The 25,211-nt window shown below is 74.1% G+C and carries 26 protein-coding genes, 2 pseudogenes and 1 riboswitch; of the genes and pseudogenes, 10 read left to right on the top strand and 18 right to left on the bottom strand.

The genetic code is table 11. The features are described 5' to 3' along the window. Window positions 1–4: 4 nt before the first annotated feature. On the bottom strand, window positions 5–250 hold the full coding sequence (locus REH70_RS16295) for a hypothetical protein (RefSeq protein WP_310748876.1): 246 nt from the start codon (window positions 248–250) through the stop codon (window positions 5–7). A gap of 474 nt (window positions 251–724) precedes the next feature. Here REH70_RS16295 and REH70_RS16290 point away from each other — a divergent pair, with 474 nt between their 5' ends. From REH70_RS16290 to REH70_RS16275, 4 genes are all read left to right on the top strand, one after another. Then, window positions 725–1,222, top strand: a complete 498-nt coding sequence (locus REH70_RS16290) for a MarR family transcriptional regulator (protein ID WP_310748874.1) — start codon at window positions 725–727, stop codon at window positions 1,220–1,222. Further along, on the top strand, window positions 1,219–2,574 hold the full coding sequence (locus REH70_RS16285) for an MFS transporter (protein WP_310748872.1): 1,356 nt from the start codon (window positions 1,219–1,221) through the stop codon (window positions 2,572–2,574). The genes REH70_RS16290 and REH70_RS16285 overlap by 4 nt, the downstream gene beginning before the upstream one ends. A 107-nt stretch (window positions 2,575–2,681) precedes the next feature. Beyond that, window positions 2,682–4,370, top strand: coding sequence for a DUF4012 domain-containing protein (locus tag REH70_RS16280; protein WP_310748870.1), 1,689 nt, complete (start codon window positions 2,682–2,684; stop codon window positions 4,368–4,370). Between the two features lie 256 nt (window positions 4,371–4,626). Then, window positions 4,627–5,169, top strand: a complete 543-nt coding sequence (locus REH70_RS16275) for an LPXTG cell wall anchor domain-containing protein (RefSeq protein ID WP_310748868.1) — start codon at window positions 4,627–4,629, stop codon at window positions 5,167–5,169. Between the two features lie 145 nt (window positions 5,170–5,314). On the opposite strand, the gene REH70_RS16270 is transcribed toward REH70_RS16275, so the two are convergent. Then, window positions 5,315–6,487: an MFS transporter gene (locus tag REH70_RS16270; RefSeq protein ID WP_310754360.1), complete on the bottom strand. Its 1,173-nt coding sequence runs from the start codon at window positions 6,485–6,487 to the stop codon at window positions 5,315–5,317. 151 nt (window positions 6,488–6,638) lie between these two features. Beyond that, window positions 6,639–7,752, bottom strand: a pseudogene (serC, locus tag REH70_RS16265) (phosphoserine transaminase). 127 nt (window positions 7,753–7,879) lie between these two features. Between serC and REH70_RS16260 the strand changes: the two are divergent. Next, window positions 7,880–8,629, top strand: coding sequence for an iron dependent repressor, metal binding and dimerization domain protein (locus REH70_RS16260; RefSeq protein WP_310748866.1), 750 nt, complete (start codon window positions 7,880–7,882; stop codon window positions 8,627–8,629). A gap of 157 nt (window positions 8,630–8,786) precedes the next feature. Further along, window positions 8,787–8,984: riboswitch (cyclic di-AMP (ydaO/yuaA leader) on the top strand. A 50-nt stretch (window positions 8,985–9,034) separates the two neighbouring features. On the opposite strand, the gene REH70_RS16255 is transcribed toward REH70_RS16260, so the two are convergent. Next, window positions 9,035–9,244, bottom strand: coding sequence for a hypothetical protein (locus REH70_RS16255; RefSeq protein ID WP_310748864.1), 210 nt, complete (start codon window positions 9,242–9,244; stop codon window positions 9,035–9,037). 109 nt (window positions 9,245–9,353) lie between these two features. Between REH70_RS16255 and REH70_RS16250 the strand changes: the two genes are divergently transcribed. Continuing rightward, the gene (locus REH70_RS16250) at window positions 9,354–9,824 is read left to right on the top strand and encodes a C40 family peptidase (RefSeq protein ID WP_310748862.1); all 471 of its coding nucleotides are present in this window, start codon (window positions 9,354–9,356) and stop codon (window positions 9,822–9,824) included. Between the two features lie 12 nt (window positions 9,825–9,836). On the opposite strand, the gene REH70_RS16245 is transcribed toward REH70_RS16250, so the two are convergent. From REH70_RS16245 to REH70_RS16220, 7 genes are all read right to left on the bottom strand, one after another. Further along, entirely contained in the window at window positions 9,837–10,799 is a 963-nt protein-coding gene (locus tag REH70_RS16245) for a phosphodiesterase (RefSeq protein WP_310748860.1), read from the bottom strand. Continuing rightward, a complete protein-coding gene (locus REH70_RS16240; protein WP_310748858.1) occupies window positions 10,799–11,917 on the bottom strand; it encodes a LacI family DNA-binding transcriptional regulator in 1,119 nt (372 codons plus the stop codon). Before REH70_RS16240 ends, REH70_RS16245 begins: the two co-directional genes overlap by 1 nt. Next, complete coding sequence (locus REH70_RS16235; protein WP_310748856.1) at window positions 11,914–12,786, bottom strand: glycerophosphodiester phosphodiesterase family protein; 873 nt, start codon at window positions 12,784–12,786, stop codon at window positions 11,914–11,916. The genes REH70_RS16240 and REH70_RS16235 overlap by 4 nt, the downstream gene beginning before the upstream one ends. Further along, window positions 12,783–14,627 (bottom strand): ABC transporter permease subunit, encoded by a 1,845-nt coding sequence (locus REH70_RS16230; RefSeq protein ID WP_310748854.1) that lies wholly within the window; start codon window positions 14,625–14,627, stop codon window positions 12,783–12,785. The genes REH70_RS16235 and REH70_RS16230 overlap by 4 nt, the downstream gene beginning before the upstream one ends. A gap of 43 nt (window positions 14,628–14,670) precedes the next feature. Next, window positions 14,671–15,021, bottom strand: coding sequence for a TOBE domain-containing protein (locus tag REH70_RS20855; protein WP_396134563.1), 351 nt, complete (start codon window positions 15,019–15,021; stop codon window positions 14,671–14,673). A gap of 56 nt (window positions 15,022–15,077) precedes the next feature. Continuing rightward, window positions 15,078–15,794, bottom strand: a complete 717-nt coding sequence (locus tag REH70_RS20850; RefSeq protein WP_396134562.1) for an ABC transporter ATP-binding protein — start codon at window positions 15,792–15,794, stop codon at window positions 15,078–15,080. 115 nt (window positions 15,795–15,909) lie between these two features. Further along, window positions 15,910–16,992 (bottom strand): extracellular solute-binding protein, encoded by a 1,083-nt coding sequence (locus REH70_RS16220; protein WP_310748852.1) that lies wholly within the window; start codon window positions 16,990–16,992, stop codon window positions 15,910–15,912. A gap of 432 nt (window positions 16,993–17,424) precedes the next feature. Between REH70_RS16220 and REH70_RS16215 the strand changes: the two genes are divergently transcribed. The 3 genes from REH70_RS16215 to REH70_RS20840 all read left to right on the top strand — a co-directional run bounded on the left by REH70_RS16215 (window position 17,425) and on the right by REH70_RS20840 (window position 19,130). Beyond that, a complete protein-coding gene (locus tag REH70_RS16215; protein ID WP_310754358.1) occupies window positions 17,425–17,943 on the top strand; it encodes an HNH endonuclease in 519 nt (172 codons plus the stop codon). A 198-nt stretch (window positions 17,944–18,141) separates the two neighbouring features. Beyond that, a complete protein-coding gene (locus REH70_RS20845) occupies window positions 18,142–18,711 on the top strand; it encodes a universal stress protein (RefSeq protein WP_396134561.1) in 570 nt (189 codons plus the stop codon). Then, window positions 18,615–19,130: a universal stress protein gene (locus tag REH70_RS20840; RefSeq protein WP_396134560.1), complete on the top strand. Its 516-nt coding sequence runs from the start codon at window positions 18,615–18,617 to the stop codon at window positions 19,128–19,130. Before REH70_RS20845 ends, REH70_RS20840 begins: the two co-directional genes overlap by 97 nt. A gap of 5 nt (window positions 19,131–19,135) precedes the next feature. On the opposite strand, the gene REH70_RS16205 is transcribed toward REH70_RS20840, so the two are convergent. The 5 genes from REH70_RS16205 to REH70_RS16185 all read right to left on the bottom strand — a co-directional run bounded on the left by REH70_RS16205 (window position 19,136) and on the right by REH70_RS16185 (window position 22,822). Next, window positions 19,136–19,597 (bottom strand): Lrp/AsnC family transcriptional regulator, encoded by a 462-nt coding sequence (locus REH70_RS16205; protein ID WP_396134559.1) that lies wholly within the window; start codon window positions 19,595–19,597, stop codon window positions 19,136–19,138. Window positions 19,598–19,676: 79 nt separating this feature from the next. Beyond that, a complete protein-coding gene (gene rocD, locus REH70_RS16200; protein WP_310748850.1) occupies window positions 19,677–20,882 on the bottom strand; it encodes an ornithine--oxo-acid transaminase in 1,206 nt (401 codons plus the stop codon). Beyond that, window positions 20,797–21,702, bottom strand: coding sequence for a dimethylargininase (gene ddaH / locus REH70_RS16195; RefSeq protein WP_310748848.1), 906 nt, complete (start codon window positions 21,700–21,702; stop codon window positions 20,797–20,799). Before ddaH ends, rocD begins: the two co-directional genes overlap by 86 nt. A 159-nt stretch (window positions 21,703–21,861) precedes the next feature. Then, the gene (locus REH70_RS16190) at window positions 21,862–22,059 is read right to left on the bottom strand and encodes a hypothetical protein (protein ID WP_310748845.1); all 198 of its coding nucleotides are present in this window, start codon (window positions 22,057–22,059) and stop codon (window positions 21,862–21,864) included. Window positions 22,060–22,330: 271 nt separating this feature from the next. Next, complete coding sequence (locus REH70_RS16185; protein WP_310748842.1) at window positions 22,331–22,822, bottom strand: MmcQ/YjbR family DNA-binding protein; 492 nt, start codon at window positions 22,820–22,822, stop codon at window positions 22,331–22,333. A 63-nt stretch (window positions 22,823–22,885) separates the two neighbouring features. Here REH70_RS16185 and REH70_RS16180 point away from each other — a divergent pair. Next, window positions 22,886–23,874 (top strand): annotated as a pseudogene (locus tag REH70_RS16180) (aldo/keto reductase). Window positions 23,875–24,018: 144 nt separating this feature from the next. Here the strand turns inward: REH70_RS16180 and REH70_RS16175 are convergent. Both REH70_RS16175 and REH70_RS16170 read right to left on the bottom strand, forming a co-directional pair. Next, window positions 24,019–24,834: a hypothetical protein gene (locus tag REH70_RS16175; RefSeq protein WP_310748840.1), complete on the bottom strand. Its 816-nt coding sequence runs from the start codon at window positions 24,832–24,834 to the stop codon at window positions 24,019–24,021. Beyond that, the gene (locus tag REH70_RS16170; RefSeq protein WP_310748838.1) at window positions 24,834–25,178 is read right to left on the bottom strand and encodes an OsmC family protein; all 345 of its coding nucleotides are present in this window, start codon (window positions 25,176–25,178) and stop codon (window positions 24,834–24,836) included. Before REH70_RS16170 ends, REH70_RS16175 begins: the two co-directional genes overlap by 1 nt. Between the last annotated feature and the right edge of the window lie 33 nt (window positions 25,179–25,211).

The following is a 25,211-nucleotide window of genomic DNA, read 5'->3' as shown; positions in this document are numbered from 1 at the left end:
CGGTTCACCGGGCGATCCTCTCCGCGCGTCCGCGGCCCCGATTGCGTGCCCGACGACGGCGCCACGCTCGGCTCCTCGGTCCACCTCGCCCCGTGATCGCCATGACCACCACCGCGAGCGCCGCGCCGAACGCGGCCCCGGAGGTGTTCGTGGCGACGTCGACCCAGGTCGCGAACCGCTCCGGGCGCAGCACGAGCTGCGAGAGCTCGGCCGTGCCGGAGAGCGCCGCCGGGATGAGCACCCCCACCACCAGCGGCGTGTCACGCGGGTGATGAGGAACCCGAGCGGCACGAACATCGCGACGTTCGCCGCTCGCTCGAGGAAGTCGTAGGTGAACCAGCCCGGCCAGCCGGCCGCGCGCACGCGGTGGAGCTCTGCGTAGATCTGGTCGTTGAAACGGGCGTCCACCGGGGTGGGCCAGCCGACGACGAACGCGATCAGCAGCGTGTAGATCGCCAGCGCGGCCAGCCAGGGGCGGGAGAAGCCCTTCGCGGCCCGCCCAGCCGTGCGGGGAGCACCGTCGATCCGGCAGTCGTCGGTCGAGAGGTCGGCTCGACACCCGTCGGCGGGTGAGCGGCGACGGGCGCAGGGCGCGCGTCGGCCTGGTCCACCCGACGAGCGTACGGGCCGGTGACCGATGGCCGTGGGGGCCGTGCGGGGGATCACAGCGGCGGGTCACCCACTCGCCAGGTCGTTACCCAAGGTAATGACCTACGCTAAGCACATGCCCTCCACCACCTCAGCCGACGGCACGTCCACGGTGCCGTCGGGCACCGGCGCGGCCGGCGCCACGGCGGCGCAGTGCCGTCCGGGGACCCTCGCCGGCGAGCTGCGGGTCGCGCTCATCCGCTCCGTGCGGCGCCTGCGCCTCGAGCGCAGCAGCGAGGAGATCACCGACGGCCAGTACTCGGTGCTCGCCGCGCTGTCCAAGCAGGGTCCGCTGACCCCCCGCGAGCTCGCCGACCGGGAGCACGTCCAGCCGCCGTCGATGACGCGGACCGTGGCGCGCCTCGTCGAGGCGGGCCTCGTCGGCCGGTCCGAGCACCCGACCGACGGCCGCCAGGTCGTCGTCACGATCACCGCGGCCGGTGAGCGGGAGGTCCGCGAGACCCGCCGCCGCCGCGACGCGTGGCTGTCCCAGCGTCTGGCCGAGCTCACCCCCGCCGAGCGCGCGACGCTCGCCGAGGCCGCCGAGATCCTCCGGAGAGTCGCGACCGCATGAGCCCCACCTTCTCCTCGCTGCGGTACTTCAACTACCGCCTGTGGTTCGCCGGCGCCCTGGTGGCCAACATCGGCACCTGGATGCAGCGCGTCGCCCAGGACTGGCTGGTCCTCACGACGCTGACGGACGAGTCCGGTGTCGCCGTCGGGGTCGTCACCGCGCTGCAGTTCGCGCCGGTCCTGTTCCTGTCCGTCCCCGCCGGGGTGCTCGCCGACCGCATGAACCGCCGTCTGCTGCTGTGCCTGACCCAGGCGGCGCAGGCGGTGCTCGCCCTCGGGCTCGGCGCGCTGGTGCTGTCCGGCCATGCCGAGCTGTGGCACGTCTACGTGTTCGCCGGGCTGCTCGGCGTGGTCACCGCCATCGACGGCCCGGTGCGCCAGACCTTCGTCGCCGAGATGGTGCCGGCCGAGAAGCTGTCGAACGCCGTGGGCCTCAACAGCGCGTCGTTCAACGCCGCTCGCCTCATCGGTCCCGGCGTCGCCGGCCTGGCGATCGCCGCGGTCGGCACCGGTTGGGTGTTCATCGTCAACGGGCTGTCCTTCGCCGCGACGATCTTCGCGCTCACCCAGATGCGGTCGTCCGAGCTGCAGCCCATGCCACGCGCGAAGCGGCACGAGAAGGGCCAGATCCGGGCCGGGCTGGCCTACGTGCGCGGCCGGAGCGACATCGTCGTGATCATGGTCGTCGTCGGCGTGGTGTCGACGTTCGGGCTCAACTTCCAGCTCACCAGCGCGCTCATGGCCCGCACCGAGTTCGGCAAGGGCGCGAGCGAGTACGGGATCCTCGGGTCGGTCCTGGCGATCGGCTCGCTCACCGGCGCCCTGCTCGCGGCCCGCCGCGAGCGACCTCGCGTCCGGCTCGTCATCGGCTCGGCGTTCGCCTTCGGCATCACGAGCGGCGTCATGGCCCTCATGCCCACGTACCCCTCGTACGCGGTCGCGTGCATCCCGGTCGGGCTCGCGTCGCTGACGATGATGACGGCCGCCAACTCCACCATCCAGATGAGCACCGAGCCGGCCATGCGCGGCCGGGTGATGGCGCTGTACATGATGGTGTTCCTCGGCGCGACACCGATCGGCTCGCCCATCGTCGGCTGGGTGGGCGAGCACTTCGGGGCCCGCTGGGCGATCGGCATCGGCGCCGTCTCCGCGCTGCTCGTGGCGTCCGGCGCGGCGGTGTGGGCGATCCGCCACTGGCACCTGCAGGTCCGGTACCGCCTGCTGCAGCGCCCGCACCTGGAGGTGACCTACCTCGACGTCCCGCTCGTGGACCAGTCGGAGACCGAGGCCCGGGCCGAGACCGCCCGTCGGCTCGGCGCGCAGGAGGCGCGGGACGCCTCCAGCGCCGCCTGACGCTCGCCCCGACGCCCCGACGCCCCGACGCCCCGACGCCCCGGCGTGCGTCCGGCGTCGGACGTACGCCGGCTGACGCAGCGGCCGCGTGTGCGAGGCTCTCCGGCGTGGAGCGCGCGACGGACAGCACGGCGGGGACCGCGTCCGCGGAGGGCCGGCCCGTCGGCGACCGCCCGCGACGGTCCCGACGGCGGCTCGTGGTGCTCGTCCTGCTCGCGCTCGTGGTCGCGCTGGTCGTGGTCACCGCGTGGATCGGGCTGCGCGCCTTCGAGGCCGCGACATCGCTGCGGTCCGTGGCCGACGACGTCCGGCAGGTCGAGGCCGACGTCCGCGCCGGCCGGACGGGCGGGCTCCCCGCGGCCGCCGACCGCATCCAGCGCGACGCCGCCCGCGCCGAGCGGGCGACGTCCGGCCCGGCGTGGTGGATCGCGGAGCGGCTGCCGCTGGTGGGGGTCGACGCGGCCGCGGTGCGCACCGTGGCCGCGGGGGTCGACCGGCTCGCGAGCGGCGCCCTGACCCCGCTCGCCGAGGTCGCGGACTCGCTCGACCCGTCGTCCTTGCGGCCGGTCGACGGTCGGGTGGACCTCGCTCCGCTGGTCGCCGCCGCCCCCGCGCTGCAGTCCGCGTCGGCGGTCGCCGAGCGCGTCGGGCGCGACGTGGGGGCGCTCGACCCCGGGGCGCTGCACGGCCCGCTGGTCGGTCCGGTCGTGGAGCTCCAGCGCGGCCTGTCCACCGCGACGTCGGTGCTGGACACGGCGTCCCGGCTCGCGTCGGCCCTGCCGCCGATGCTCGGCGCCGACGGCCCACGCCAGTACCTCACCCTGTTCCTCAACTCCGGCGAGCTGCGCACGCAGGGCGGCATCGTGGGCGCGATGGCGCTCGTCACGGCCGACGACGGCCGGCTCACCCTGACCGACCAGGCCTCGACGAGGGACCTGCCGCGCTGGTCGGAGCCCGTGCTGCCCCTGAGCGACCCCGAGCTCGCGATCGGGACCGACCAGCTCGGGCGGTACATCCAGAACACGGTGATGCTGCCCGAGACGCCGCGCGTCGGAGAGCTCGCCGCGGAGATGTGGCGCCAGGCGACCGGGCAGAGCGTGGACGGCGTCGTGCTCGTCGACCCGGTCGCGCTGGCCTACGTGCTGGACGCCACGGGCGACGTCCGCCACCCCGACGGCGACGTCCTCACGCCCGACACCCTCGTGCAGACCCTGCTGCTCGACGCGTACGCCGAGCAGTCCGACCCGCAGGAGTCCGACGCCTTCTTCGCCGCGGCGGCGTCGGCGACGTTCGAGGCGCTCGCCGCCGGTGCCGGTGACCCGGCGGACCTCATCGACGCGCTGATGCGCGCCACCGACGAGCGGCGGCTCTCGGTCTGGTCCACCCACCCCGAGGAGCAGGGACTCATCACGGGGAGCGCGATCGACGGCGCGCTCCTCACCGGCGGTCACGATGGCGCCGTCGGCGTCTTCCTCGACAACACGTCGGGGTGGAAGACCGACACCTTCCTGCGCAGCGACGTGAGCGTCGAGAACGCCCGCTGCGACGGCGGCGAGCTGACCATGGACGTCGCGCTCACGCTGACCTCGACGCTGCCGGCCGACGCCGACGACCTGCCGTACTACGTCGTCGGGGACGGCAGCACGGGGTCGAGGTCGGCTCCCTCCGGCTGCGCGTCTCGGTCTACTCACCGGTCGACGGCGCCATCACGCAGGTCCGCCGCGGGGAGGACTTCATCGGCGCACCGGGGACGACGATCGCCGGCCGCGACGTCGAGATCGTCTCCGAGACGCTGACGGCCGGGCAGACCGCCACGTACCGCTTCACCGTCACCGCCCCGGCGCGCGGTGCCGAGGTCGAGGTGTGGAGCACGCCGACGACGACGGCGCCGGGCCGGAGCGCCGCGCCGAGCGGGTGCGCCGCCCCCTGACGGGGGACGGCCCGGGCGCGCCGGGCCCACCGCGTTTCACCCGCGTGCCGTACGCACCGAGGCCGGCGTCGTGCCACACTCGTCCTACTTGTCCGAAGTTTCTGCTTGTCCTGGGGGTCCTGATGCGCCGCGCACTCACCGTTGTCGCCGCCACGATGTTCGCCGTCGGCGGGTTTGCGGGTACCTCCGCGTCCGCCGCCACGCTGCCGCTGTGCGAGCCGGGCGACGGCTACGTCCCGGGCGAGACCTGCCAGTCCCGCGTCGCCGCCGAGGCCGAGTGCCCGGACGGCAGCGCCGAGATCGTCTACTCGGTCGAGGGCGCCACCGGCTCGACGGTCGACCTCACGTGGAACGGCACCGCCCTCCCGGGGCAGCCGCTCTCCGGCACGCTGACGTGGCCGGCCGGGAACACCGCGGACGCGACCCTCGTCTTCGCCACGACGCCGGCGACCACGGTCACGGTCGACTACCCGTGCGAGGAGAGCGGCGTGCTGCCCGCGCCCGAGACCCCGAGCCGCTCCACCGACCGCGCCGAGTCGGGTGTGCTGGCCGAGACGGGCGCGACCGGCCTGCCGATCGCCCTGGGCGGTGGCGCGCTGATCGTCGGCGGGGCCGCCGCCGTCATGCTGGCCCGCCGCAACCGCCAGGCCGGCGCCACCGAGTGATCCTGCGCCCCTGAGGGGCGACTCGACGGGGCCGTGCGCACACCGCGCACGGCCCGTCGTCGTCTCGGAGGCACCACGCAGTCGTGGCGCCGCGCCAGATGTGCCCTGCAGGCGTGCCGTGCGGCCGCGCCGGGCGGCTCGGCGGTCAGCCGCGCCGCGCCGCCCGGCGGCCCAGCAGGACCGTCGTCGCTCCGACGGCCATGAGGGCCGGGACGAGGACGAAGGCGGCGCGGGTGCCGACCGCGTCCGCCAGCGCGCCGAGCGCGAACGGCGCCGCACCGATCGCGAGCCCGACCCCGAGGGACGACCCGGCCTGTGCCTGGTCTGGTCGTCCGCTCGACGCCCGGAGCACGAGCGCGATCGCGAGCGGGTACTGCGCGCCGTAGCCGAGCCCGGCCAGGAGGAGGCCCGCGAGGGCGACGGGCGTCGACGTCGCCGTCCACGTCGTGAGCCACCCCAGCGAGGACAGCGCGAACGCCGCGACCAGCAGCGTCTCGGCGGACCACCGGCGCAGCAGCGCGCCGACCGCGAACCGCATGACCGCCATCCCGCCGACCAGCCCGGCCAGGGCGCCGGTCGCGATCCCCGGCCCGGCGCCGGTCCGCTCCGCGACCAGGTCGGCCACCCAGAAGGTCGTCGCGTTCTCGATGGCGACCGCCGCGATGAGCGCGCACCAGAACAGCCAGTACGCCCGGGAGTACCGCCGCGTGGCCGGCACCCGCTCGGTGGCGGCCTGCGGTGCGGCGTCGGCCGCTGCGCGAGGCGCGGCGTCGGCCGCAGGAGGCGGCGGTGGTTCGGGATGCCCGAGGGCCCCGCGCGCGGGCAGCCGGGTCACCAGCACGCACGCGACGACCATGAGGACGACCGCGATGGCGACGGCGGGCCGCCAGCCCCAGCCGGCTGCGACGCTCGTCCCGAGCGCGAGCGGGGCGACCAGCCCGAACAGCGCCCCCATGCCGTTGGCCTCGGACACCGCCGAGGCGCTGGCCTCGCCGTGGTGCACGGCGAGCGCGGGCTGCGCGGCCGAGACGGCGAGCGTGCCGCCGAGCGCCGTGACGAGCGCCCCGGTGAGGGTCAGGGCCGTCACCTGCCCGAGCAGCAGCACGACGATCCCGGTGACGAGCACGCCGCCGGCGACGAGCAGTGCGCCGCGGCGTCCCAGCCTCCCGACGAGGCGGGCACTGAGGAACGCGGACGCGACCGTCCCGACGGCCATCGCGGTGCCGTGCAGGCCGGCCTGCGCCCCCGAGATCCTCTGCTCGGCGGCGATGAGCGGGATCGCGGGGGAGAAGCTGTAGAGGAACCAGCCCCAGGCGATGAAGTAGGTGTCCAGCGAGAGCGTGAGCCGGTCGCGCTCATGGCGCGCCGGGGAGGGCCGCGAAGCGTCGCCGCGGTGCGTGGGCCGGCGTCGTCGGCAGCGGGTCCGCGGTCACGGCAGCACCGGGGTCAGCGCCGGGGGCAGCACGGGTTCAGCCGAGCCGGTCCACGACGTGGTCGACGCACGCGGTCAGCGCCTGCACGTCGGCCGGGTCCACCGCAGGGAACATGGCGACCCGGAGCTGGTTGCGGCCGAGCTTGCGGTAGGGGTCGACGTCGACGACGCCGTGCGCCCGCAGGACCGCCGACACCGCGGCGGCGTCGACGCCGTCGGCCAGGTCGACGGTGCCCACGACGTGCGAGCGCAGGGCGGGGTCGGGCACGAACGGCGTCGCCCAGTCCCGGTCCTGCGCCCAGCCGTAGAGGATCCCGGCCGACTCGGCGGTGCGCCGCGTGGCCCAGTCCAGCCCGCCGTGGCCGAGCAGCCAGTCGACCTGCTCGGCGAGCAGCACGAGGGTCGCCAGGGCCGGGGTGTTGAGCGTCTGGTCCAGCCGTGAGCTCGCGATCGCCGTCGTCAGCGACAGGAACTCCGGCACCCAGCGTCCGCTGCGCTCGACCTCCTCGGCCCGCGCGACGGCGTCGGGCGAGAGCAGCGCCAGCCACAGCCCGCCGTCGGACGCGAAGCTCTTCTGCGGGGCGAAGTAGTAGACGTCGGTCTGGGCGACGTCGACCGGGAGGCCCCCGCGGCCGACGTCGCGTCGACCACGACGAGCGCGCCCTGCTCGCGCGAGCCGGGGACCCGCCGGACCGGAGCCATGACGCCGGTCGAGGTCTCGTTGTGCGGCCAGGCGTAGACGTCGATGCCGTCCTCGGGCTCGGGCAGGGCCACCGAGCCCGGTGCGGCTGTGCGCACGGAGGAATCGGTGAGGAACGGCGCGCGCGTGGTGGCGGAGGCGAACTTGGCGCCGAACTCCCCGAACGCGGCGTGCTGGGCGCGCTGGCGGACGAGGCTGACCGTGGCGACGTCCCAGAACGCCGTCGAGCCGCCGTTGCCGAGCACGACCTCGTAGCCGTCCGGCAGGGAGAACAGGTCGGCGAGCCCCTCGCGGACCCGGCTCACCAGCCGGCGGACCGGTGCCTGGCGGTGCGACGTGCCCAGCAGCGTCCCGCCGACGGCGGCCAGGGCCGCGACCTGCTCGGCGCGCACCTTGCTGGGCCCGGAGCCGAACCGGCCGTCCCGGGGAGCAGGTCGGCGGGGATGGTGATCTCGGAGGCCGCGGGCACCCGGGCAGCGTAGGCGCTGGCCGGGGCGCGCGCCGAACCGCCCGCCCCGGGCCGAGGGCCGCCTCCCGTAGCCTGGACCCAGCGGAGTGAAGGACCCTGGAGGCGGCACGTGAGCGATCTGATCGACACCACCGAGATGTACCTGCGCACGATCTACGAGCTCGCCGAGGAGGGGATCGTCCCGCTGCGCGCCCGGATCGCCGAGCGGCTGGGGCACTCCGGCCCGACGGTGTCGCAGACTGTGGCCCGCATGGAGCGTGACGGACTGGTCGTGGTCAGCGGCGACCGTCACCTCGAGCTCACCGACGACGGCCACCTCAAGGCGATGCGGGTCATGCGCAAGCACCGTCTCGCGGAGCGGCTGCTCACCGACGTCATCGGGCTGGACTGGGAGTTCGTGCACGAGGAGGCGTGCCGGTGGGAGCACGTCATGAGCGACCGCGTCGAGAAGCGGCTGCTCGACCTGCTCGACCACCCGCACCACTCGCCGTACGGCAACCCGATCCCGGGGCTGGGGGAGCTCGGGGAGGAGCGTCCGGACGAGCACTTCCTCCAGGGGGTGCTGCCGCTGCGCAGCGTCGCCCCGCTCGACGGGCAGCGGACGACGGCCGTCGTCGAGCGCCTCGGGGAGCCGCTGCAGACGGACGTCGAGCTGCTCGCCCGGCTCGCCGGCGCGGGTGTGCGCCCGGGCCAGACCATCACGGTCGAGGCGAGCACCCACGTGGTGACGGTCGGGGCCCCCGGGGCCGACGTCGTCCTGGACCTGCCGGACGAGGTCGCGCGGCACATCTTCGTGGCCGCCCCGGTGGCGGTGGACACCGGCGTCACCGCGGGGGCCGACGACGTCGTCGCGCTCTGAGCGAGGGGCGCTCGACCGGCGGCCCGCTCGCCCGCCCACGTGGGCTTGGTCACGATTCACCCGCTCACGGTGATCTGACCGTGACCGAAGCGTGACATTCGGGGTCGGGCTCGGGTACGTTCGGCCTGCTCCGCGGAACCCTCCTCCGCGGTAGCCCATGCGCGGCACGCCTAACCCTGCCGGCGCGCGTGGTTCCGTACGACTCGCCGGCAGGGGCGGGGGACCCGATCACGTGGGCGCCAGAGATGGCGTCCTTGGGGTGAAGCCGAGCGGTCGTCGCCAGACGCCCGACCGGCCGAGTGCATCTCCTACTCGAACCCGACAGCTGACCTCGTAGGCGTACAGGAGAGGCACACGTGTCCGTGAGCACCACTCGCGCCCGGCATCGCGCTGCGCGCCGCCCGGTTACCCCCTGACCGACCTCGCGAACGCCGCGACCGGCTCGATCGCCGTCGTCGGCCGTCGCACCGCCGTCGCCGCGGCCTCCGCGGGTCTGGTCGTCTCGACCATCGCCGCGCCGGCCGGCGCCGCGCCGGGGACCGAGACGGCGTCGGCGAGCCTGCCGGCCGTCGACACCTCGGCGCTGACGGCTGCCGCTCGCGCGGCGCTCGCCACGGCCCCCGTCGTCACCGTCGCCGCTGACGCGCAGTGGACGCTGGACGTCCCCGCCGTCACCGTCGTCAAGGACCCGCCGCCCCCGCCGCCGCCCGCGCCCGTCGTGGAGGTGAGGGAGACCCGCCGCAGCACGGCGGCCGCCTCCCGCTCCACCACGCGGCAGCCGGTGCGTGCGGCGACGTCGTCCGCTGCCGAGGCCCCGGCCGCGCCGGTCGAGGCCGCTGCGGCCAGCGCACCGGCGTCGGCCGCCGGCAGCACGATCGCGTCGATCGCCCTGCGCTACGTCGGCGTCCCGTACGTCTCCGGCGGCACGACGCCCTCCGGGTTCGACTGCTCGGGGTTCACGTCCTACGTCTTCGCCCAGGCGGGCATCTCCCTGCCGCGGACGTCGGGTGCGCAGAAGGGTGCGGGCACGGTCGTGTCGCGCGCCAACGCCCAGGCCGGTGACCTCATCTGGTCCCCGGGCCACATCAGCATCTACCTCGGTGACGGCAAGCAGATCGACGCGCCCCGCCCGGGCAAGTCGGTCCAGGTCCGCTCCATCTGGCAGAGCAACCCGACCTTCATCCGGGTCGGCTGACCTCCGCTCGGCTCACACGAGGCCCCGGGACACGTCCGTGTCCCGGGGCCTCGCGCTGTCCGGGGTCGGGGTACCTGTGGCGTCCGGCGCGACGGCGGACGCGATGTGCACCCCGGCCTCGGCGAGCAGGCGGTCGGTCGCCTCCGCGTCGACGTGGCGCCCCACGGTGGGGTGGTCGCCGATCGGCACGACGGAGTGCATCACGGTGTCCGCGTAGACGTGCACGAGGTTGAACGCCTGGGCACCGTCCCGCCCCCGGGTCCCGCGGCCGGGGGTCTGCAGGTCCTGGGTGTAGCAGGTGGCCGAGGCGACCGACACCGGGATGCCGGCGAACGTCGCCGACGTCGAGTAGTGCAGGTGGCCGGCGAGGATCGCGCGCACGTCCGTGCCGCGCAGCACCTCGGCCAGCACCGCCTGGTCCCGCAGCTCGACGACGGTCGCGAGGTCCTGCACGCACGGCACCGGAGGGTGGTGCATCGCCAGGATGCTGCCCTCCGGCGCCGGCTCGGCGAGCACCGCACGCAGCCAGTCGAGCTGGCCCGGCTCGACCTCGCCGTGGTGCCACCCGGGCACCGTGCTGTCCAGCACGATCAGCCGCAGGCCGCCGAGCATGACGACGTGGTCCAGCGGCGCGCCGGAGGCGGGGGCGCCCAGGAGCTCCTCGCGCAGGGCCTCCCGGTCGTCGTGGTTGCCCATCGCCCAGACCACCTGGGACCCGAGTCGGTCGGCCACCGGCTCCACCACGGCACGCAGGCTCCGGTAGGCGTCGGCGTCGCCGCGGTCGGCCAGGTCGCCGGTGAAGATCAGCGCCTCGGGCGGGACGCCGGTGGCCTCCAGGCCCGTGAGCAGCTCCGTCAGGCGGTCGCGTGGGTCGGAGGTGCCGTGCAGCAGCGCGCCCGGCGCGACGAAGTGGGTGTCGGAGAGGTGGACGAGGAAGTGCCGAGGACGGGGGTGCTCGGCCGAGCGGGGTGTCATCACGGGTCCTGGGGTCTCGGGGGTGGTGCGCCGACGGTCCGGCCCGGCACGAGGGTGCCGGTGAGGCGTTCCTGGACGACGCCGGTGGGTGGGTCCGGACCGATCAGCGTGCTCATGTGGGTCACGGTCCGGGCCGCGAGCGCCTCGACCGGCATCCGGTAGGTGGTGAGCCCGAGCAGGTCCGCGCCGGGCAGGATGCCGTCGCAGCCGGACACCGAGACGTCGTCGGGCGCGGACATGCCGCGGGCGGCCAGGCCCCGGAGCACCTCGAGCTGGCGGAGGTCGGACGGGCACAGGATCGCGGTGACGCTGCCGTCGCGGGCGAGCCGGACCGCCGCCTCGACGCCGTCGCCGGCGACGGCGACCGGGACCGGCGTGATCCGGACGCCGCGCGCGGCGAGCTCGGCGGCCATGGTCGTGGCGCGCACGTACTCGGGGTAGGACGCGGCCTCCGCGGTGACGAGCACGGCGACGGACCGGTGCCCCGCCGCGGCGACGTGCCCGGCGAGGGTGCGCCCGGCATGGACCTCGTCGTAGGAGACGGCGTGGATGTGCCGTGTCGTCTCCGGCCGCCCGGCGCGCATGATGGGGATGCGGGTGCGGAACGGCTCGAGCTGCTCGCTGGTCACGCCGCCGGTGGCCACGATGAGCCCGGCGACCCGCATCCCCATCAGCCGGTGCAGCGACGCGACCTGGCGCCGGCCACGGTCGTCGGCGGTGATGGTCATCGACACCAGGTTGAGGCCCGCGGCGTGCGCGGCCTCCTGGAGCTGGGTGAAGAGCAGCCCGTAGGCGGGGTTGCCGGCGTCGCGCAGGAGCAGCCCGATGGTCGACGTCGCCCGCGACGCGAGCTCGGAGGCGAGGATGTTCGGCACGTACCCGAGCTGGTCGGCCGCGGTGAAGACCCTCGTCCGGGTGTCCTCGGAGACCTTCTTCTGCCCGAGCATGACCCGGGAGACCGACGACCGGGAGACCCCGGCGGCGGCGGCGACGTCCTCGAGGGTGGGGCCGCCCGGGCCGCTGCCGGGCTGGCCCGCCGTGCCCGCCGTGCCCGCTGTGCCCGTTGCGGCGGCGTCGTCCGGGAGCTCCGCCGCGGGGGCGTCGTCGGGCCCGGTCATGTGCCCACGGGGACACGCTGCCGCGCGGCCCGGTAGTCGCGCAGCAACCAGGGCCAGTCGGTCTGGATCATGTCCACGCCGAGCGCGAAGAGAGGCCCCCACCCCGCCTCGGGCGAGTCCAGGACCGCGCGCTCGTCGTCGTGGCCGGCGAACAGGTCGAGCCCGGTGGCCAGGACCTCGGCGTTCACCATGACGAAGGCGCCGCGCGCGTGCAGCCCCGCGACGACGTCGGCGTCCAGGAACGGGCTGGTGGCGTCACCGGCGATCAGCTCGACGCCGACCGTGTTGAGGTCGGGGTCGTCGAGATGCTGGTGCGCCTGGGCCACCGTGGTGCAGATCGGCATGAACGGGTACTTGACCGGGTGGGCCCGGAGCACGTCGGCCGCCTCGTCGCCGGCGCGGCACTTGAGCAGCAGCCGGCCGGTCATGTCGAGAGTGTCCAGCGCGGGCAGGAGGGTCCGCCACGCGTCCCAGGAGCGGTCCACGTTCACCAGGGTGCCGCCCGGCACGGCGGCGAGCAGGTCGAGCAGGCCGGCGACCCGGGCCGGACGTCCCGGCCGCTCCACGTGGACGTAGCGCTGGTCGCGGATCTGCCGGGCCGTGAGCGTGCGCAGGTTCGCCGTGATGCCGAGCAGCCGTGGCTCGGTGCCGTCGTGGAAGGCGAACAGCTCGCCGTCGGTCGAGGCGACGACGTCGATCTCGACGACGTCCCCGCCGGAGGCGACCGCCGCGAGAACGGCCTCGGGGGTGTTCTCGACGATCGACCCGACGGCGGTGCCACGGTGGACGACGATGAGCGTGCCGACGAGATCGACGCGCTGGTTGAGCACCGCGTTGACCGCCGCGAACCGGGGCTGGCCGAACGTCACCCGTCCGTCCGTCCGTCGGTCCTCGGTCCGCTCGCGTCGGGCTGCGCGGGGTCGGCCCCGGGCGGCGGGGCGGCGGCGCCGCCGAGCATGCCGGTGGTGGACGCCGCCGTCGCGCCGGCCGTCACCGGTGACGCGACCACGGGCTGGGTGCGTCCGGTGGGCCGGGTGCGGCCGCGCCGGGGTCGGCGCCCGCCCGCGGTCCGTCCGTACACGAGGTACATGGTGAGGCCCGTGATGATCATGAGCAGCACGGTGTAGACGAACGTGTTGGCGCGCGCGTCCAGGCTCGCGGCACCCTCGGTGTTGGCCTTGATGATCAGCCCGAGGGGCTGGAACAGGGGGTGGGCGAGGAAGACGGCGGTGTCGTAGTCGTCGAGCAGGGAGTTGAAGTTGAGCGCGAACACCGCGGCGGCGGCCGGCAGCACCGCGGGGAAGAGGATGCGCCGGAAGGTGTAGAGCGTCCGGGCGCCCATGAGCGTGGCGGCCTCCTCCAGCGAGGCGTTCACCGAGGCGAACGCCGCCTTGAGCAGGCGCAGCGTGAACGGGACCTTCACGATCACGAAGGCGATGAGCAGGATGACCGGCGTCCCGGTGAGCACGACGTTCGCGACCAGGGGGTTGGGGTGGTCGTAGCTCATGATCAGGCCGAGCGCGATCATCGCGGCCGGCAGGATCCACGGGATGTGCAGGAGGTACTCGGCCACCGTCGTGACGACGTTGCGGTACCGGGTCAGGATGCGGGTGACGAACAGCAGGCCGCCGACCACGATCGCGGCGGCGGCCGCGCTGTAGACGATGGAGACGAGGAACGGTCGCAGCGAGGTCCCCGACCCGAGCACGCGCACGTAGTTGTCGAAGGACATCCGGTCGACGCTGAAGGCGCCGGTCGCGATGGTGGTCGAGTCGACGAACGAGTACAGGACGATGAGGACGACCGGCAGCACGTACACGGCGAACAGCGCGTAGGCCACGACGTGCACCGCGACGTTGGCCCCCCGGTGCGGGATCGGCTGCTGCACGAGGCTGGTCGACACCTTGGACAGGGAGAAGTACGTCCCGCCCTTCTCCGCCCGGGTCATGATCGCGAGCATGAGGATCGTCGCCGCCCCGAGGACGAGGGCGAGCAGTGCGGCGAGGTCCCGGGAGGTGGGCGACCCGGCGAAGGTGAGGATCATCGGCGCGATGGTCTGGAAGTCCCGGCCACCGAGCACCTGCGGCGCGGAGAGCGCACCCAGGCCGGTGAGGAAGGACAGGATCGTGATGGCGAACAGCATGGGCCGCAGCATCGGCAGCACCACGCGCCACAGGATGGTCCACGTCCCGGCGCCCATGTTCCTGGCCGCCTCGATCGTCTGCTGGTCGACGCGGGCCAGGGCGGGGGACAGGAACAGCAGGTGGTTGGTGGTCGTCGCGAAGGTCATCACGAACAGCACCGCGAAGAACCCGGTGAACCACCCGGGGTCCAGGCCCGGCATGAGCCGCAGCAGCAGGTCGGTGACGATCCCGTCCTCGCCGTAGATGAACTTGTAGCCGGCGGCCAGCACGATGCCGCCGTAGATGAACGTCGTCGCGTAGCCCAGCCACAGGATCCGGCGTCCGCGCACGGCGAAGTACCGGGTCACCAGGACGATGAAGACGCCGACGACGTTCGTGGTCACCGCCAGGGCGATCGCGAGCAGGAAGCTGTTGAGCAGCGACTTCATGGCGCGGTCGGAGGAGGCGAGCTTCTCGAGCGCCCGGCCGGAGAACTGCCCGCCGGGGAAGAAGGTCTCGCGGAGCAGGTTGGCGTTCGGCCACACCAGGAACGCCACGACCACCCACGTCAGCACTGCGAGGACCACGAGGACGAAGGGGAGCGCAGCATGCTGCGCACCGACGTGCGCGTCACCGCGTGCCGGCCCGGGTCGCCGTCGGCGCCGTCCGCGCCGTGGTGGCCGACGACGCCGTCGTCGACCCCGACGACGTCGCCCCCGCCGGGGCGGCGTCGGTGGCGTCGTACTGCAGGACGTTCGCCGGGTCGACGGTGAGGGTCACCCGCTCGCCCACCGCCGGACGGGGACGCCCGGCCTCCTGGTAGAGCACCTTGACCTCCGCACCGGACGACTCGACCGTGTAGGTGGTGTGCGACCCGTGGTAGGCCGCGGACGCGACGACGCCCTCCACGGCGCAGCGGTCCGGCGCGGGGGCGACGCCGGCGGGCAGGAGGTCGACCTTCTCCAGCCGCACGAAGGACACCCGGCGGGGGTCCAGCCGGGTGCCCGACGGGTCGAGGCGGGCGACGAGCTCCGGCGTCAGCCGGGAGCCGTCCCCGATGAACGTGCAGACGAACTCGGTGGTCGAGGCGTCGTAGATCTCCTGAGGGTGCCGACCTGCTCGACGCGTCCGGTGTTGAACACCGCGATGCGGTCGGACATGGTCAGGGCCTCGTCCTGGTCGTGCGTGACGTAGACGGTGGTGATGCCGAACTCGGCCTGCAGCCCCTTGAGCTGGCCGCGCAGCTGGTGCCGCAGCTTGGCGTCGAGGTTGGACAACGGCTCGTCGAGCAGCAGGATCTTGGGCTGCAGCACCAGGGCGCGGGCGATGGCGACCCGCTGCTGCTGCCCACCGGACAGCTCGGCGAGGTTCTTCTCCAGCTGGGTCTCGGAGAGGTCGACCCGGTGGGCGACGTCCCGCACGAGGCGCTCGCGCTCCGACTTGCCGACCTTGCGCACCTTCAGCCCGAAGGCGATGTTCTCCCACACGTCCATCGACGGGAACAGGGCGTAGTTCTGGAACACCATGCCCACCCGGCGTTTGTCGCTGGGGAGCCGGGTCACGGCCTTCCCGTCGACGTAGATGTCACCCGCGCTCGGCTCCACGAAGCCGGCGAGGGTGCGCAGCGCCGTCGTCTTCCCGCAGCCCGACGGGCCCAGCAGGGTGAAGAACTCACCCTCCTCGATCTGCAGGTTCAGCTGCGGGATGGCGACGAAGTCCCCGTAGGTCACCTCGATGTCCTCGTACCGGATCATGGCGACGCCCTTCGGGTCTCGGTGCTCGTGCGGCTTGCGGTCGTGCGCTCGGCGGTCGTGCCGGGGCGGGGCGGGGTCGTGCCGGGGCGCTCGGGGCGCCCCGGCACGAGGTGGATCAGGGGACGTACTCGAGCTCGACCTTCTCGATCCAGGACGCGATGTTCTCGGCCACGAACTCCCAGTCGATGTCCTGCTGCTCGAGGTTCTCGTGGAACTCGACGATCTCCGGGTCCGCCTCGGCGATTGCGCCCTCGTTGACCGGCATGGAGTCGAACTCCGCCGACCACGCCGCCTGCGTCTCCGCGCTGCCGAACCAGTCGATGAACGCACCGGCCTCCTCGGCCTGGTCTGTGCCCTTGACCAGAGCGATCTGCTCGACGGCGAAGGGGATGCCGACCTCGGGGTCCATGACCGCGGAGTCCACGCCGTACTCGGCCTCGCGCGAGGGGATCCCGGAGGTGAACATCTGGCCCATGTCGACCTCGCCCTCCGCCATGCGCAGGTACAGGTCGGTCTCCGGCACCGACGGGTTGCCGTGCTCGAAGTACCCCTGGATGTGCTCCCAGCCTTCGTCGGAGACCCCGAGGTCGCCGTCCGGGTCCTGGTAGCGGTCGAGGATGCCGGCGAAGATGAGCTGGGTGGTCGCGCCGCCCAGACCGTCGACCGTCTCGTAGCGACCCTGGAACCGCTCGTCGGTCCACAGGTCCGTCCAGTCCTGCGGAGCCTCCTCGGGCGTGTACACGTCGGCGTTGTACGCCAGGACGATGCCCTGCTGGATGAGTGGCCAGAAGTAGCCCTCCCCGGAGGGGTCGGCGAGGTCCGGGTCCACCTCGTCGGACCACGCGGGCGTGTACGGCTCGATCGTGTCGGCCCCGACGAGCTGGGAGAAGTACATGTGGTTGAGGCCGAAGACGACGTCCGCGACCGGGTTGTTGGCCTCCGCGAGGATCTTGTTCGTCGTGTCACCCCCGCCCTGCCCGACCACCTCGATGTCGAAGCCGGCCGCGCTCGCCTGCTCGTCGAGCCACTCCGCTCGTCCGTCGGCGTTGGAGTTCGTGTAGACGACGAGGGTGCCGCCCGACGAGTCGCCGGAGGCGGCGGGCTCGGCGTCGGTCTCGGTCGCGGTGCTGTCGCTGCAGGCGGTCAGCAGGAGGGTGGTGGCGGCGACGGCGGCCGCCATGCGGGTCAGCTGGTGCACGGTCAGGGTCCTTCGGTCGGGTCGGATGGTGGTGGTCCGACCGTGCGGCACTCGTCCGCCCGGGTCGGCTCTCCGGTTCACTGAAGGGGAGCGCTCTCCCCTTTGAGGCACAGCCTGGGAGTCTGCCATGAACGGGTGTAGGACCACGTGGAAAGCGAAGATGAACGTGTCGCTCGCCGGGGCGCGCACGGGTGAGCGCTCTCCCCACGCGGCACACGGCCGGCCGAACCCCCGGCGCCGTCGCGCGCCGGCGAGCAGGAGGAGCAGGAGCGCGGGGAGCGGAGCGGGCGCGCACGACGTGCTGAGCGACCGTCCGCCGAATTGATCCCGTCCGCGCGCCCCGGGCGGTTACGCTGGCAGCGCTTGCACTGTCCCAGCCGGGCCCGGTCAGCCAGACGGGTCCGATGACCTGGTCTGGAGCCGATCGTGCTGATGCCCGCAGCGCCGCCCCGCCGGTCGCTGCTGCTCAACGCGAGCCTCGAGCCGCTGTGCGTGGTCAGCATGCACCGTGCGGTCCTCCTGGTGCTCACCGGCAAGGCGACGGTCCTCGAGGCCGACGACCGGCTCCTGCACTCCGAGCGTTCCGCCCTGCCCGTGCCGCTGGTGCTGTGCCTGACCCGCTACGTGCACGTGCCCATGCGCCGCACCGTCCCGCCGACGCGGCGCACGGTGCTGCTGCGGGACGGGCACCGGTGCGCCTACTGCGGTGGCGCGGCCGACACGGTCGACCACGTGCACCCGCGGTCCCGCGGCGGCCGCCACGAGTGGACGAACGTCGTCGCCGCGTGCGGGCGGTGCAACAACCGCAAGTCCAACCGCCTGCTGTCCGAGCTCGGCTGGGAGCTGTCCTTCACGCCGCGTGCTCCCCGCGGCGCTGCGGCGCTGCTGTCCGCGAGCGTGCGTGCGGACCCGTCGTGGACGGCCTACCTGGCGAGCGACGCCGCCGCCTGACCGGGCTTCCGGCCGTCGCGCCCGGACGCCGTGCGGTCCCGGGAACGACCTGTGTGCGGGGCGGTTCTGGGCGTCCTAACAGGGGAAAGGCAAGGTCAGGTAGTAGTAAAATGAGTCTCCATGGATCTGCACCGTCCGGGTGCTTGTCGCGGGGCGTCCGGGCTGAGAGGGTCCACTCAGCTCAACCGGGAGGTAGCGATGACTCACGACGACGTGGTCCTGGTCGGTGTCGATGGATCGGCCGCCAGTCTGCACGCGCTGGACTGGGCGGCTGCCGAGGCGCGGACGCACGGCTGGGCGCTCAAGCTGGTGTGCTCCTACGCGCTGCCCGCGTTCACCGCGGCGTCGTTGGACGGCGGCTACGCCGCGCTCGACGACACCGCGATCCAGGCCGGCGCCAAGGCGGTCCTGTCCGAGGCGCAGGCGCGCGCCCAGGGCCTGGGCGTGAGCTCGACGGCGTCGGTCGTCACCGGCGACGCCGCGGCGGTGCTGGTCGAGATGTCCCGGTCCGCCCGGATGGCGGTCGTCGGCACGCGCGGCCGCGGCGGGTTCGCGGACCGGCTGCTGGGCACGGTGTCCTCCGCGCTGCCCGCGCACTCCTACTGCCCGACGGTCGTCGTCCCCGCCCGGCCCGACGGCGCCGACCCGGGGAGCCCGTGCCGGTCGAGCCGGTGCGCCGCATCGTCGTCGGGGTCGACGGCTCGCCGTCGTCCGACGTCGCCCTGCGGCACGCGATCCGCGAGGCGAAGGCGTGGGGCGCCGAGCTGACCGCCGTCGCCGGGGTGCCGGTCGGGTCGGGCTCGGGGCTCCTCGCGTGGCTGCCGGCCGCCGTCGACCACGAGGCGGTGCTGCGCGACGTCGCCGAGGGGCTCGACGTCGTCATCGAGCGGGTGCTCGCGGACACCCCAGGCGTGCAGGTCAAGCGGCACGTGCTCGACGGCACGGGGGCGGAGCTGCTCACGGAGTTCTCGACCGCGACCGACCTGATCGTCGTCGGGTCGCGCGGCCGGGGCGGCTTCGCGGGGCTGCTCATGGGGTCGACCAGCCAGGCCGTGCTGCACCACTCCGCGTGCCCGGTCATGGTCGTGACCCGGCGCTGCGAGGAGGCCACCCAGAGCGCGCAGGGCGGCGCCACCCGCCTCGCACCCCGCGGCCGCGTCCGGGACATCGGCGACCTGTACCGCTGACGCGGTCAGTCGTGCGGCAGCCCCTCGACGTCGGCCCGGCGTACGAGGGGTGACAGCACGATCGTCGACCGCGTCCGGGCGACGAAGCTCTCCGCGTTCAGGCGCTCGATGACCCGCTCGAGGTGCCGCATGTCGCGCGCACGCAGATGCAGCAGGAGGTCGACCTCGCCGGTCACGGTGCTCGCGGAGATGACCTCGGGGTACCGCTCGACCGCGGACCGCATGGTGCCCGGGCTGGTGGGTCCGGAGCAGAACAGCTCGACGTACGCCTCGGTCTCCCAGCCCAGCGCCGACGGCTCGAGCCGGACGGTGAACCCGCGGATCACGCCGCTCGCCCGGAGCCGGTCCACGCGTCGCTTGACCGCCGGGGCGGACAGGGAGACGACGGCGCCGATGTCGGCGTAGCTCGAGCGCGCGTCGCGGCCCAGCTCGTGGAGGATCGCCTCGTCGAGTGCGTCGAGCATCATCCGCCCATGCTCCCGCACACACGGTGCCACCGTGGTCCGCCGCCCGAGCGGGTGGGCAGGCCGCGGATCCGGATCCGGCTCAGCGGGCGCGCAGGGTCGCGGTGAGCTGGTCGAGGCCCCAGTCGAGGTCGTCGGGTGCGATGGTCAGCGGCGGCGCGAGGCGGATGGTCGACCCGTGGGTGTCCTTCGCGAGCACGCGCCGCTCGAGCAGTCGTTCGCACAGGTCGCGCCCGGTGCCCCATGCGGGATCGACGTCGATCCCGGCCCACAGGCCGACGCCGCGGTGGCCGGCCAGCAGCCCCTCGTCCACGAGCGCAGCGAGCCGGGACTGCAGGTGCGCGCCGAGCGTCCGGGCGCAGGCCTGGTGCTCGCCGGTCTCCAAGAGCCCGACGACGGCGAGCCCGACGGCGCACGCCAGCGGGTTGCCGCCGAACGTCGAGCCGTGCGTGCCCGGCGTCAGCACACCGAGCACGTCCGCGCGCCCGACGACCGCCGACACCGGCAGGATCCCGCCGCCGAGTGCTTTCCCGAGCAGCACGAGGTCGGGAACGACGCCCCACAGCTCGCACGCCAGTGTCGTGCCGGTGCGCCCGAGGCCGGACTGGATCTCGTCGGCGACGAGCAGCACCCCGGTGTCGTCGCACGCCGCGCGGACGGCGGGCAGGTAGTCGTCGGGCGGCACGACGACGCCGGACTCGCCCTGGATCGGCTCGAGCAGCACCGCGACCGTGGTGTCGTCGATCGCCGCGGCCAGCGCGGCCGCGTCGCCGAACGGCACGGTCCGGAAGCCGGGCGTGTACGGCCCGAAGCCGCGCCGGGCGTCGGGGTCGGTGGAGAACGACACGATGGTCGTGGTGCGGCCGTGGAAGTTGCCGTCGGCGACGACGATGGAGGCGCTCCCCGCCTTCACACCGCAAGCCTCGTAGCCCCACTTCCGCACCGCCTTGATCGCGGTCTCCACCGCCTCCGCGCCGGTGTTCATCGGCAGCACCATCTGCGTGCCGGTGAGGGCGGCGAGGCGGTCGGCGAAGGGGTGCAGGAGGTCGTGGTCGAACGCGCGGGACGTGAGCGTCAGCCGGTCGAGCTGGGCCTGCGCCGCCGCGACCAGCGCCGGGTGACGGTGCCCGAAGTTCAGCGCCGAGTACCCGGCGAGCAGGTCGAGGTACTCCCGACCGGCGGCGTCGTGCACCCACGCGCCCTCACCGCCGCTGAGCGTGACCGGCAGCGGATGGTAGTTGTGCGCGAGGTGGCCGGGCGCGGTGCTCGCGATCGGTGCGACGGTCACCGCGGCCCCCGCGGACCTCCAGGGTGCAGCACTTCGCGCCACCGCCACCCTTGAGCAGCTCGCTGGTGTCGACCGGGATCGGCTCGAAGCCGCGCTCGCGCAGCGCCGCCGCGAGGTCCACCGCACCGGGGGCGACGACGACGTGCCGTCCGTCGCTCACCGCGTTGAGGCCGAGGGCGACGGCGTCCCGCTCGGTCGCGATGACGGCGTCGGGGTACATCCGCTCGAGCACCGCGCGGGACCCGGTCGAGAACGCCGGCGGGTAGTACGCGACGAGCGGGTGCGCGGGGTCGCTCGAGAGGACGGTCAGGGCGGTGTCGAGGTGGTAGTAGTGCGGGTCGACGAGCTCGAGGGAGATCACCGGTCGGCCGAACAGCTCCTGCGCCTCGGCGTGCGAGGCCGGGTCGGTCCGGAAGCCGCTGCCGGCGAGGATGACGTCGCCCACGGTGAGCAGGTCGCCCTCGCCCTCGTTGGTCTCGGCGGCGGTGTGCGTGACGTACCCGCGGTCCGCGAACCACTTCTGGTACGCGGGGCCCTCCGCGGCGCGCTCGGGGTAGCGAAACTTCGCCGAGTACACGACGCCGTCGACGACGGTCGCCCCGTTCGCGGCGTAGACCATGTCCGGCAGGCCGCGGACCGGGTCGATCGTGTCGACCGTGTGCCCGAGCGCGACGAAGGTGTCCCGCAGCACGCGCCACTGGCGGACGGCGAGCTCGCTGTCGGTCGACCGGGTGACGTCCATCCACGGGTTGATCTCGTAGCTGACCGTGTAGTGCACGGGCTCGCACATGAGGTAGTGACGCGGGGTGGCGACGGGCATGGGGTCCTCCGAGGTGCTGCGGGCAGGTACGGCGCCGCGTCGTCGCAGGCTCCCCCAGCGTAGGGACGGCATGGGCGGCACGACCCGTCGCGTCGTTGCGTCCTCGGCGTCGGATCGTTGCGCCTTAGTGCCGGGGCGCGACGATCCGTTGCGTCGCCCTCAGAGCCGCCTGCGGGCGGCGTCACGGCCGACCCGGTACAGCGCGAACCGCAGCATGAGGTGCATGACCGGCGCGATCACGGCGGCCGTCAGCGCCCGCGGCAGCGGGCCGGCGAGGTGCACCGTCTCGGTCCAGGTGACCGCGGTGCGGCCGTCGTCGACCCCGGCGGCGTAGATGCCGGCCGAGCCGAGCAGCACCGGGCCGAGCTTGGTGAACTGCGCCTCGCCGGGGTGGCCAGGGTGGGCGGGTCGAAGACGTCCACGCGCATCGTGTCCAGCAGCCCGGGCACGCCGCGGTCGGTGAACGGCCCGGAGACCGCCCGGACCTGCGACCCGACGCCGACGGGCAGGCCGTCGACGGAGATCCGGGTGAGCGGGATCCACCGAGCGTGGTGGCGGGGGTCGACGACGAGCTCCCACGCCTCGGTCAGCGGCAGCGGGATTACGCGGGTCACGGCGACGGTCGAGGTCATGAGGGCTCCTGGGCAGGGTGCGGTGCGGTGGTCGAGGGGGTGGTCGTGGGAGTGGACGGCGCCGCGGGCGGCGCGGCGTCGTCGGGCACGGGGGACGCGGCGCCGTCGGCGGACGCGGCGTCGAGCGCGCGCACCATCCGCACCAGCGCGACCTGCCGGTAGGAGGAGTCGAGGAGCTCGCGGACCTCGTCCCAGTCGGCGTCGTGCACGGCGAGGTCGAGCGCGAGCCAGCCACCGGGACCGAAGTAGGGCGGCGCGAAGAACCGCGCGTCCCCGACGAGCGCGGGCCGCTCGTCCGGATCGGGCTTGAACACCAGGGCCTGCGGGAAGTCGTCCGTGACGCCGTACACGGCGAAGATCTTGCGGCCGGCGCGGAACGTCGGGCGGCCCCACGCCTCGACCTCGACCGCCTCCGGGAACGCGAGCGCCAGGGGACGCAGTCGCGTGAGGGCCGGGTCGGCGTCGTCGTACATCCGCGGGTGCGCCACGGCGCCTCCTGGCTCTCGCCTGCCTCGAGCGGGGGTCCGCCCGTCACGGTAGCGTCCCCGCCCATGGAGACACGGGTTCTGGGACGGACGGGACGCTCGGTCAGCGTCATCGGGCTGGGGTGCTGGCAGCTGGGCGGCGACTGGGGCGAGGTCGTCGAGGACGACGCGCTCGCGGTGCTCGACGCCGCGGTCGGTGCCGGGGTGACGTTCCTCGACACCGCGGACGTGTACGGCGACGGGCGCAGCGAGAAGCTCATCGGGCGGTTCCTCGCCGAGCGGTCCGCGGGTGCGGAGCTGACGGTGGCCACCAAGATGGGTCGCCGCTCCAACCCCCACGTGCCGGACGCCTACACGCTCGACGCCTTCCGGGGTGGACGGACCGCTCGCGCACCAACCTGGGCGTGGACACGCTCGACCTCGTGCAGCTGCACTGCCCGCCGACCGAGGTCTTCTCCCGCGACGCGGTGTACGACGCGCTGGATACGCTCGTCGAGGAGGGCCGTGTCGCGGCCTACGGCGTCTCGGTCGAGACGGTCGAGGAGGCGCTGACCGCGATCGCGCGGCCGCACGTCGCGAGCATCCAGATCATCGTCAACATCTTCCGCCGCAAGCCGCTCGAGCGGGTGCTGCCCGCCGCGCAGGAGGCCGGCGTCGGCATCATCGCGCGCGTGCCGCTGGCCAGCGGGCTGCTGTCGGGCAAGTACGACAAGGACACCGAGTTCGCGGCGTCCGACCACCGCACGTACAACCGCAACGGCGAGGCGTTCGACGTCGGCGAGACGTTCGCCGGGGTGCCGTTCGACGTCGGTGTCGAGGCGGCGCAGCGGGTCGCGCGGTTCACGCCCGACGGCGCCACGACCGCACAGCTCGCGCTGCGGTGGCTCGTGGACCAGCCGGGCGTCAGCACCGTGATCCCCGGGGCGCGCAACGCCGAGCAGGCCCGCGCCAACGCCGGGGCCGCCGCCCTGGCGCCGATCGACGACGCGACGGCCGAGGGGCTGCGCGAGATCTACGACGAGGCGATCCGCCCGCACGTGCACGACCGCTGGTAGTCGCGCCGACGACGACGGCCGCCCGTCCCCCGAGGGGATGGGCGGCCGTCGGTGCGTCCGGGCCCGTGGCGGGCCGGTGGCGGGTTGGTGCCGCGCGCGGGGCGGGCGCGAGGCGGGTTCCTGCCGCCCGTGGGGTGGGCGCGGTCAGCTCTCCGGCGTGACCTCGGCGGTGCGATCCGCCGCCTCGACCATCCGCCGGGTGCCGCCGGTCTCGACGACCTCGACGACGCGCGCGAACTCGCGCGGCGGCGGGCCGAAGGTCGCGTGGGCGCCGTCGATCACCGTGCGGCCCAGCGAGCGGGCGCCCTTGACGCCGATCCACGCGCCGATGCCGAAGGGTGCGAGCCGGCCGAACACGAGGGCGCTGCGCTTGGCGACGTGCCGACGCAGCAGGCGGCGGGTGAGGGTGCCGTTGACCGCGTTGATCGTGGTGGTCGGCATGCGGGTCAGCAGGGTGCGAGCCGCCGCCGCGTTGCCGGTCTGGACCGCGTGCTGCAGCTCGGTCGCGCCGTCCTCCCCGAGCACCGTGGTGAGCAGCAGCGCCCGGCGGCGGGCCGCGTCCTCGACCTCGATGCCGTGGACGCTCGCGACCGCGAGGGAGAACGCGGACGAGGCGGCGAAGAAGGCGGCGACGTCGCCGGCGGTGAGGGTGATCGCCACCCCGGTGCCACCCGCCGGGACGGCCGCCGCGGCGCCCACCGCTCCGCCGCTGGCCGAGACGACCCGCAGGTACTCCTTCTCGAGCAGCGTGATGATCTGCGCGGGCGAGGCGTGCGGGTTGCGCCGGCGCAGCGTCTGGACGTGGTTGTGGATCGCGCCGGACGGGACGGTGACGGCCTTGTCCAGCACCGCGTCCAGCGGCGAGCGTCGGCTCAGGTGCGGGCCACGGGCGGCGTCGTCGGCGGGCTCGGCCGGCAGCGCGGGGCGCTCGTCCGGGCGGATGCGGCGCAGGATGGGCATCAGGGGGTCTCCTCGACGACGGTCAGGTGGACGCCGGCGCCGTGGGTCAGCGTGTTGGCGATCGTGCAGTGCTCCTCGACGGCGCGCCGGACGACGGTGAGCAGGCGGGTTCGCGCGGCGTCGTCCAGGCCGGACAGGTCGACGACGAGCTCCTCGTGCAGGTCGGTGTACCGGTCGTCCTCGGGGTGGGAGTCGCTCGAGACGCGCACGACCACCGAGACGTCGGCACCGAGGCGTCGGCTGAGCGCGAAGTCGGACGTCATGCCGGTGCACCCGGCGAGCGCGATCTTCAGCAGCTCGCCCGGTGTGAACACGGCGCCGGCCTCGGCCGGGCCGATGCTCACCTCGGCTCCCCGGGAGCTGCGGCCGGTGTAGGT

This window comes from Cellulomonas sp. ATA003 (assembly GCF_031582905.1).
Classification (GTDB): Bacteria; Actinomycetota; Actinomycetes; order Actinomycetales; family Cellulomonadaceae; genus Pengzhenrongella.
This window is presented reverse-complemented; position numbering and strand designations above follow the sequence as displayed.

What these genes read in the sequence shown, in the direction of transcription:
- REH70_RS16290 (WP_310748874.1), top strand. Translation starts at nt 725, where the DNA reads ATGCCCTCCACCACCTCAGCCGACGGCACGTCCACGGTGCCGTCGGGC.
- REH70_RS16285 (WP_310748872.1), top strand. Translation starts at nt 1,219, where the DNA reads ATGAGCCCCACCTTCTCCTCGCTGCGGTACTTCAACTACCGCCTGTGG.
- REH70_RS16275 (WP_310748868.1), top strand. Translation starts at nt 4,627, where the DNA reads ATGCGCCGCGCACTCACCGTTGTCGCCGCCACGATGTTCGCCGTCGGC.
- REH70_RS16245 (WP_310748860.1), bottom strand. Translation starts at nt 10,799, where the DNA reads ATGACACCCCGCTCGGCCGAGCACCCCCGTCCTCGGCACTTCCTCGTC.
- REH70_RS16240 (WP_310748858.1), bottom strand. Translation starts at nt 11,917, where the DNA reads ATGACCGGGCCCGACGACGCCCCCGCGGCGGAGCTCCCGGACGACGCC.
- REH70_RS20850 (WP_396134562.1), bottom strand. Translation starts at nt 15,794, where the DNA reads ATGATCCGGTACGAGGACATCGAGGTGACCTACGGGGACTTCGTCGCC.
- REH70_RS16215 (WP_310754358.1), top strand. Translation starts at nt 17,425, where the DNA reads ATGCCCGCAGCGCCGCCCCGCCGGTCGCTGCTGCTCAACGCGAGCCTC.
- REH70_RS20845 (WP_396134561.1), top strand. Translation starts at nt 18,142, where the DNA reads ATGACTCACGACGACGTGGTCCTGGTCGGTGTCGATGGATCGGCCGCC.
- REH70_RS16205 (WP_396134559.1), bottom strand. Translation starts at nt 19,597, where the DNA reads ATGATGCTCGACGCACTCGACGAGGCGATCCTCCACGAGCTGGGCCGC.
- ddaH (WP_310748848.1), bottom strand. Translation starts at nt 21,702, where the DNA reads ATGCCCGTCGCCACCCCGCGTCACTACCTCATGTGCGAGCCCGTGCAC.
- REH70_RS16175 (WP_310748840.1), bottom strand. Translation starts at nt 24,834, where the DNA reads ATGCCCATCCTGCGCCGCATCCGCCCGGACGAGCGCCCCGCGCTGCCG.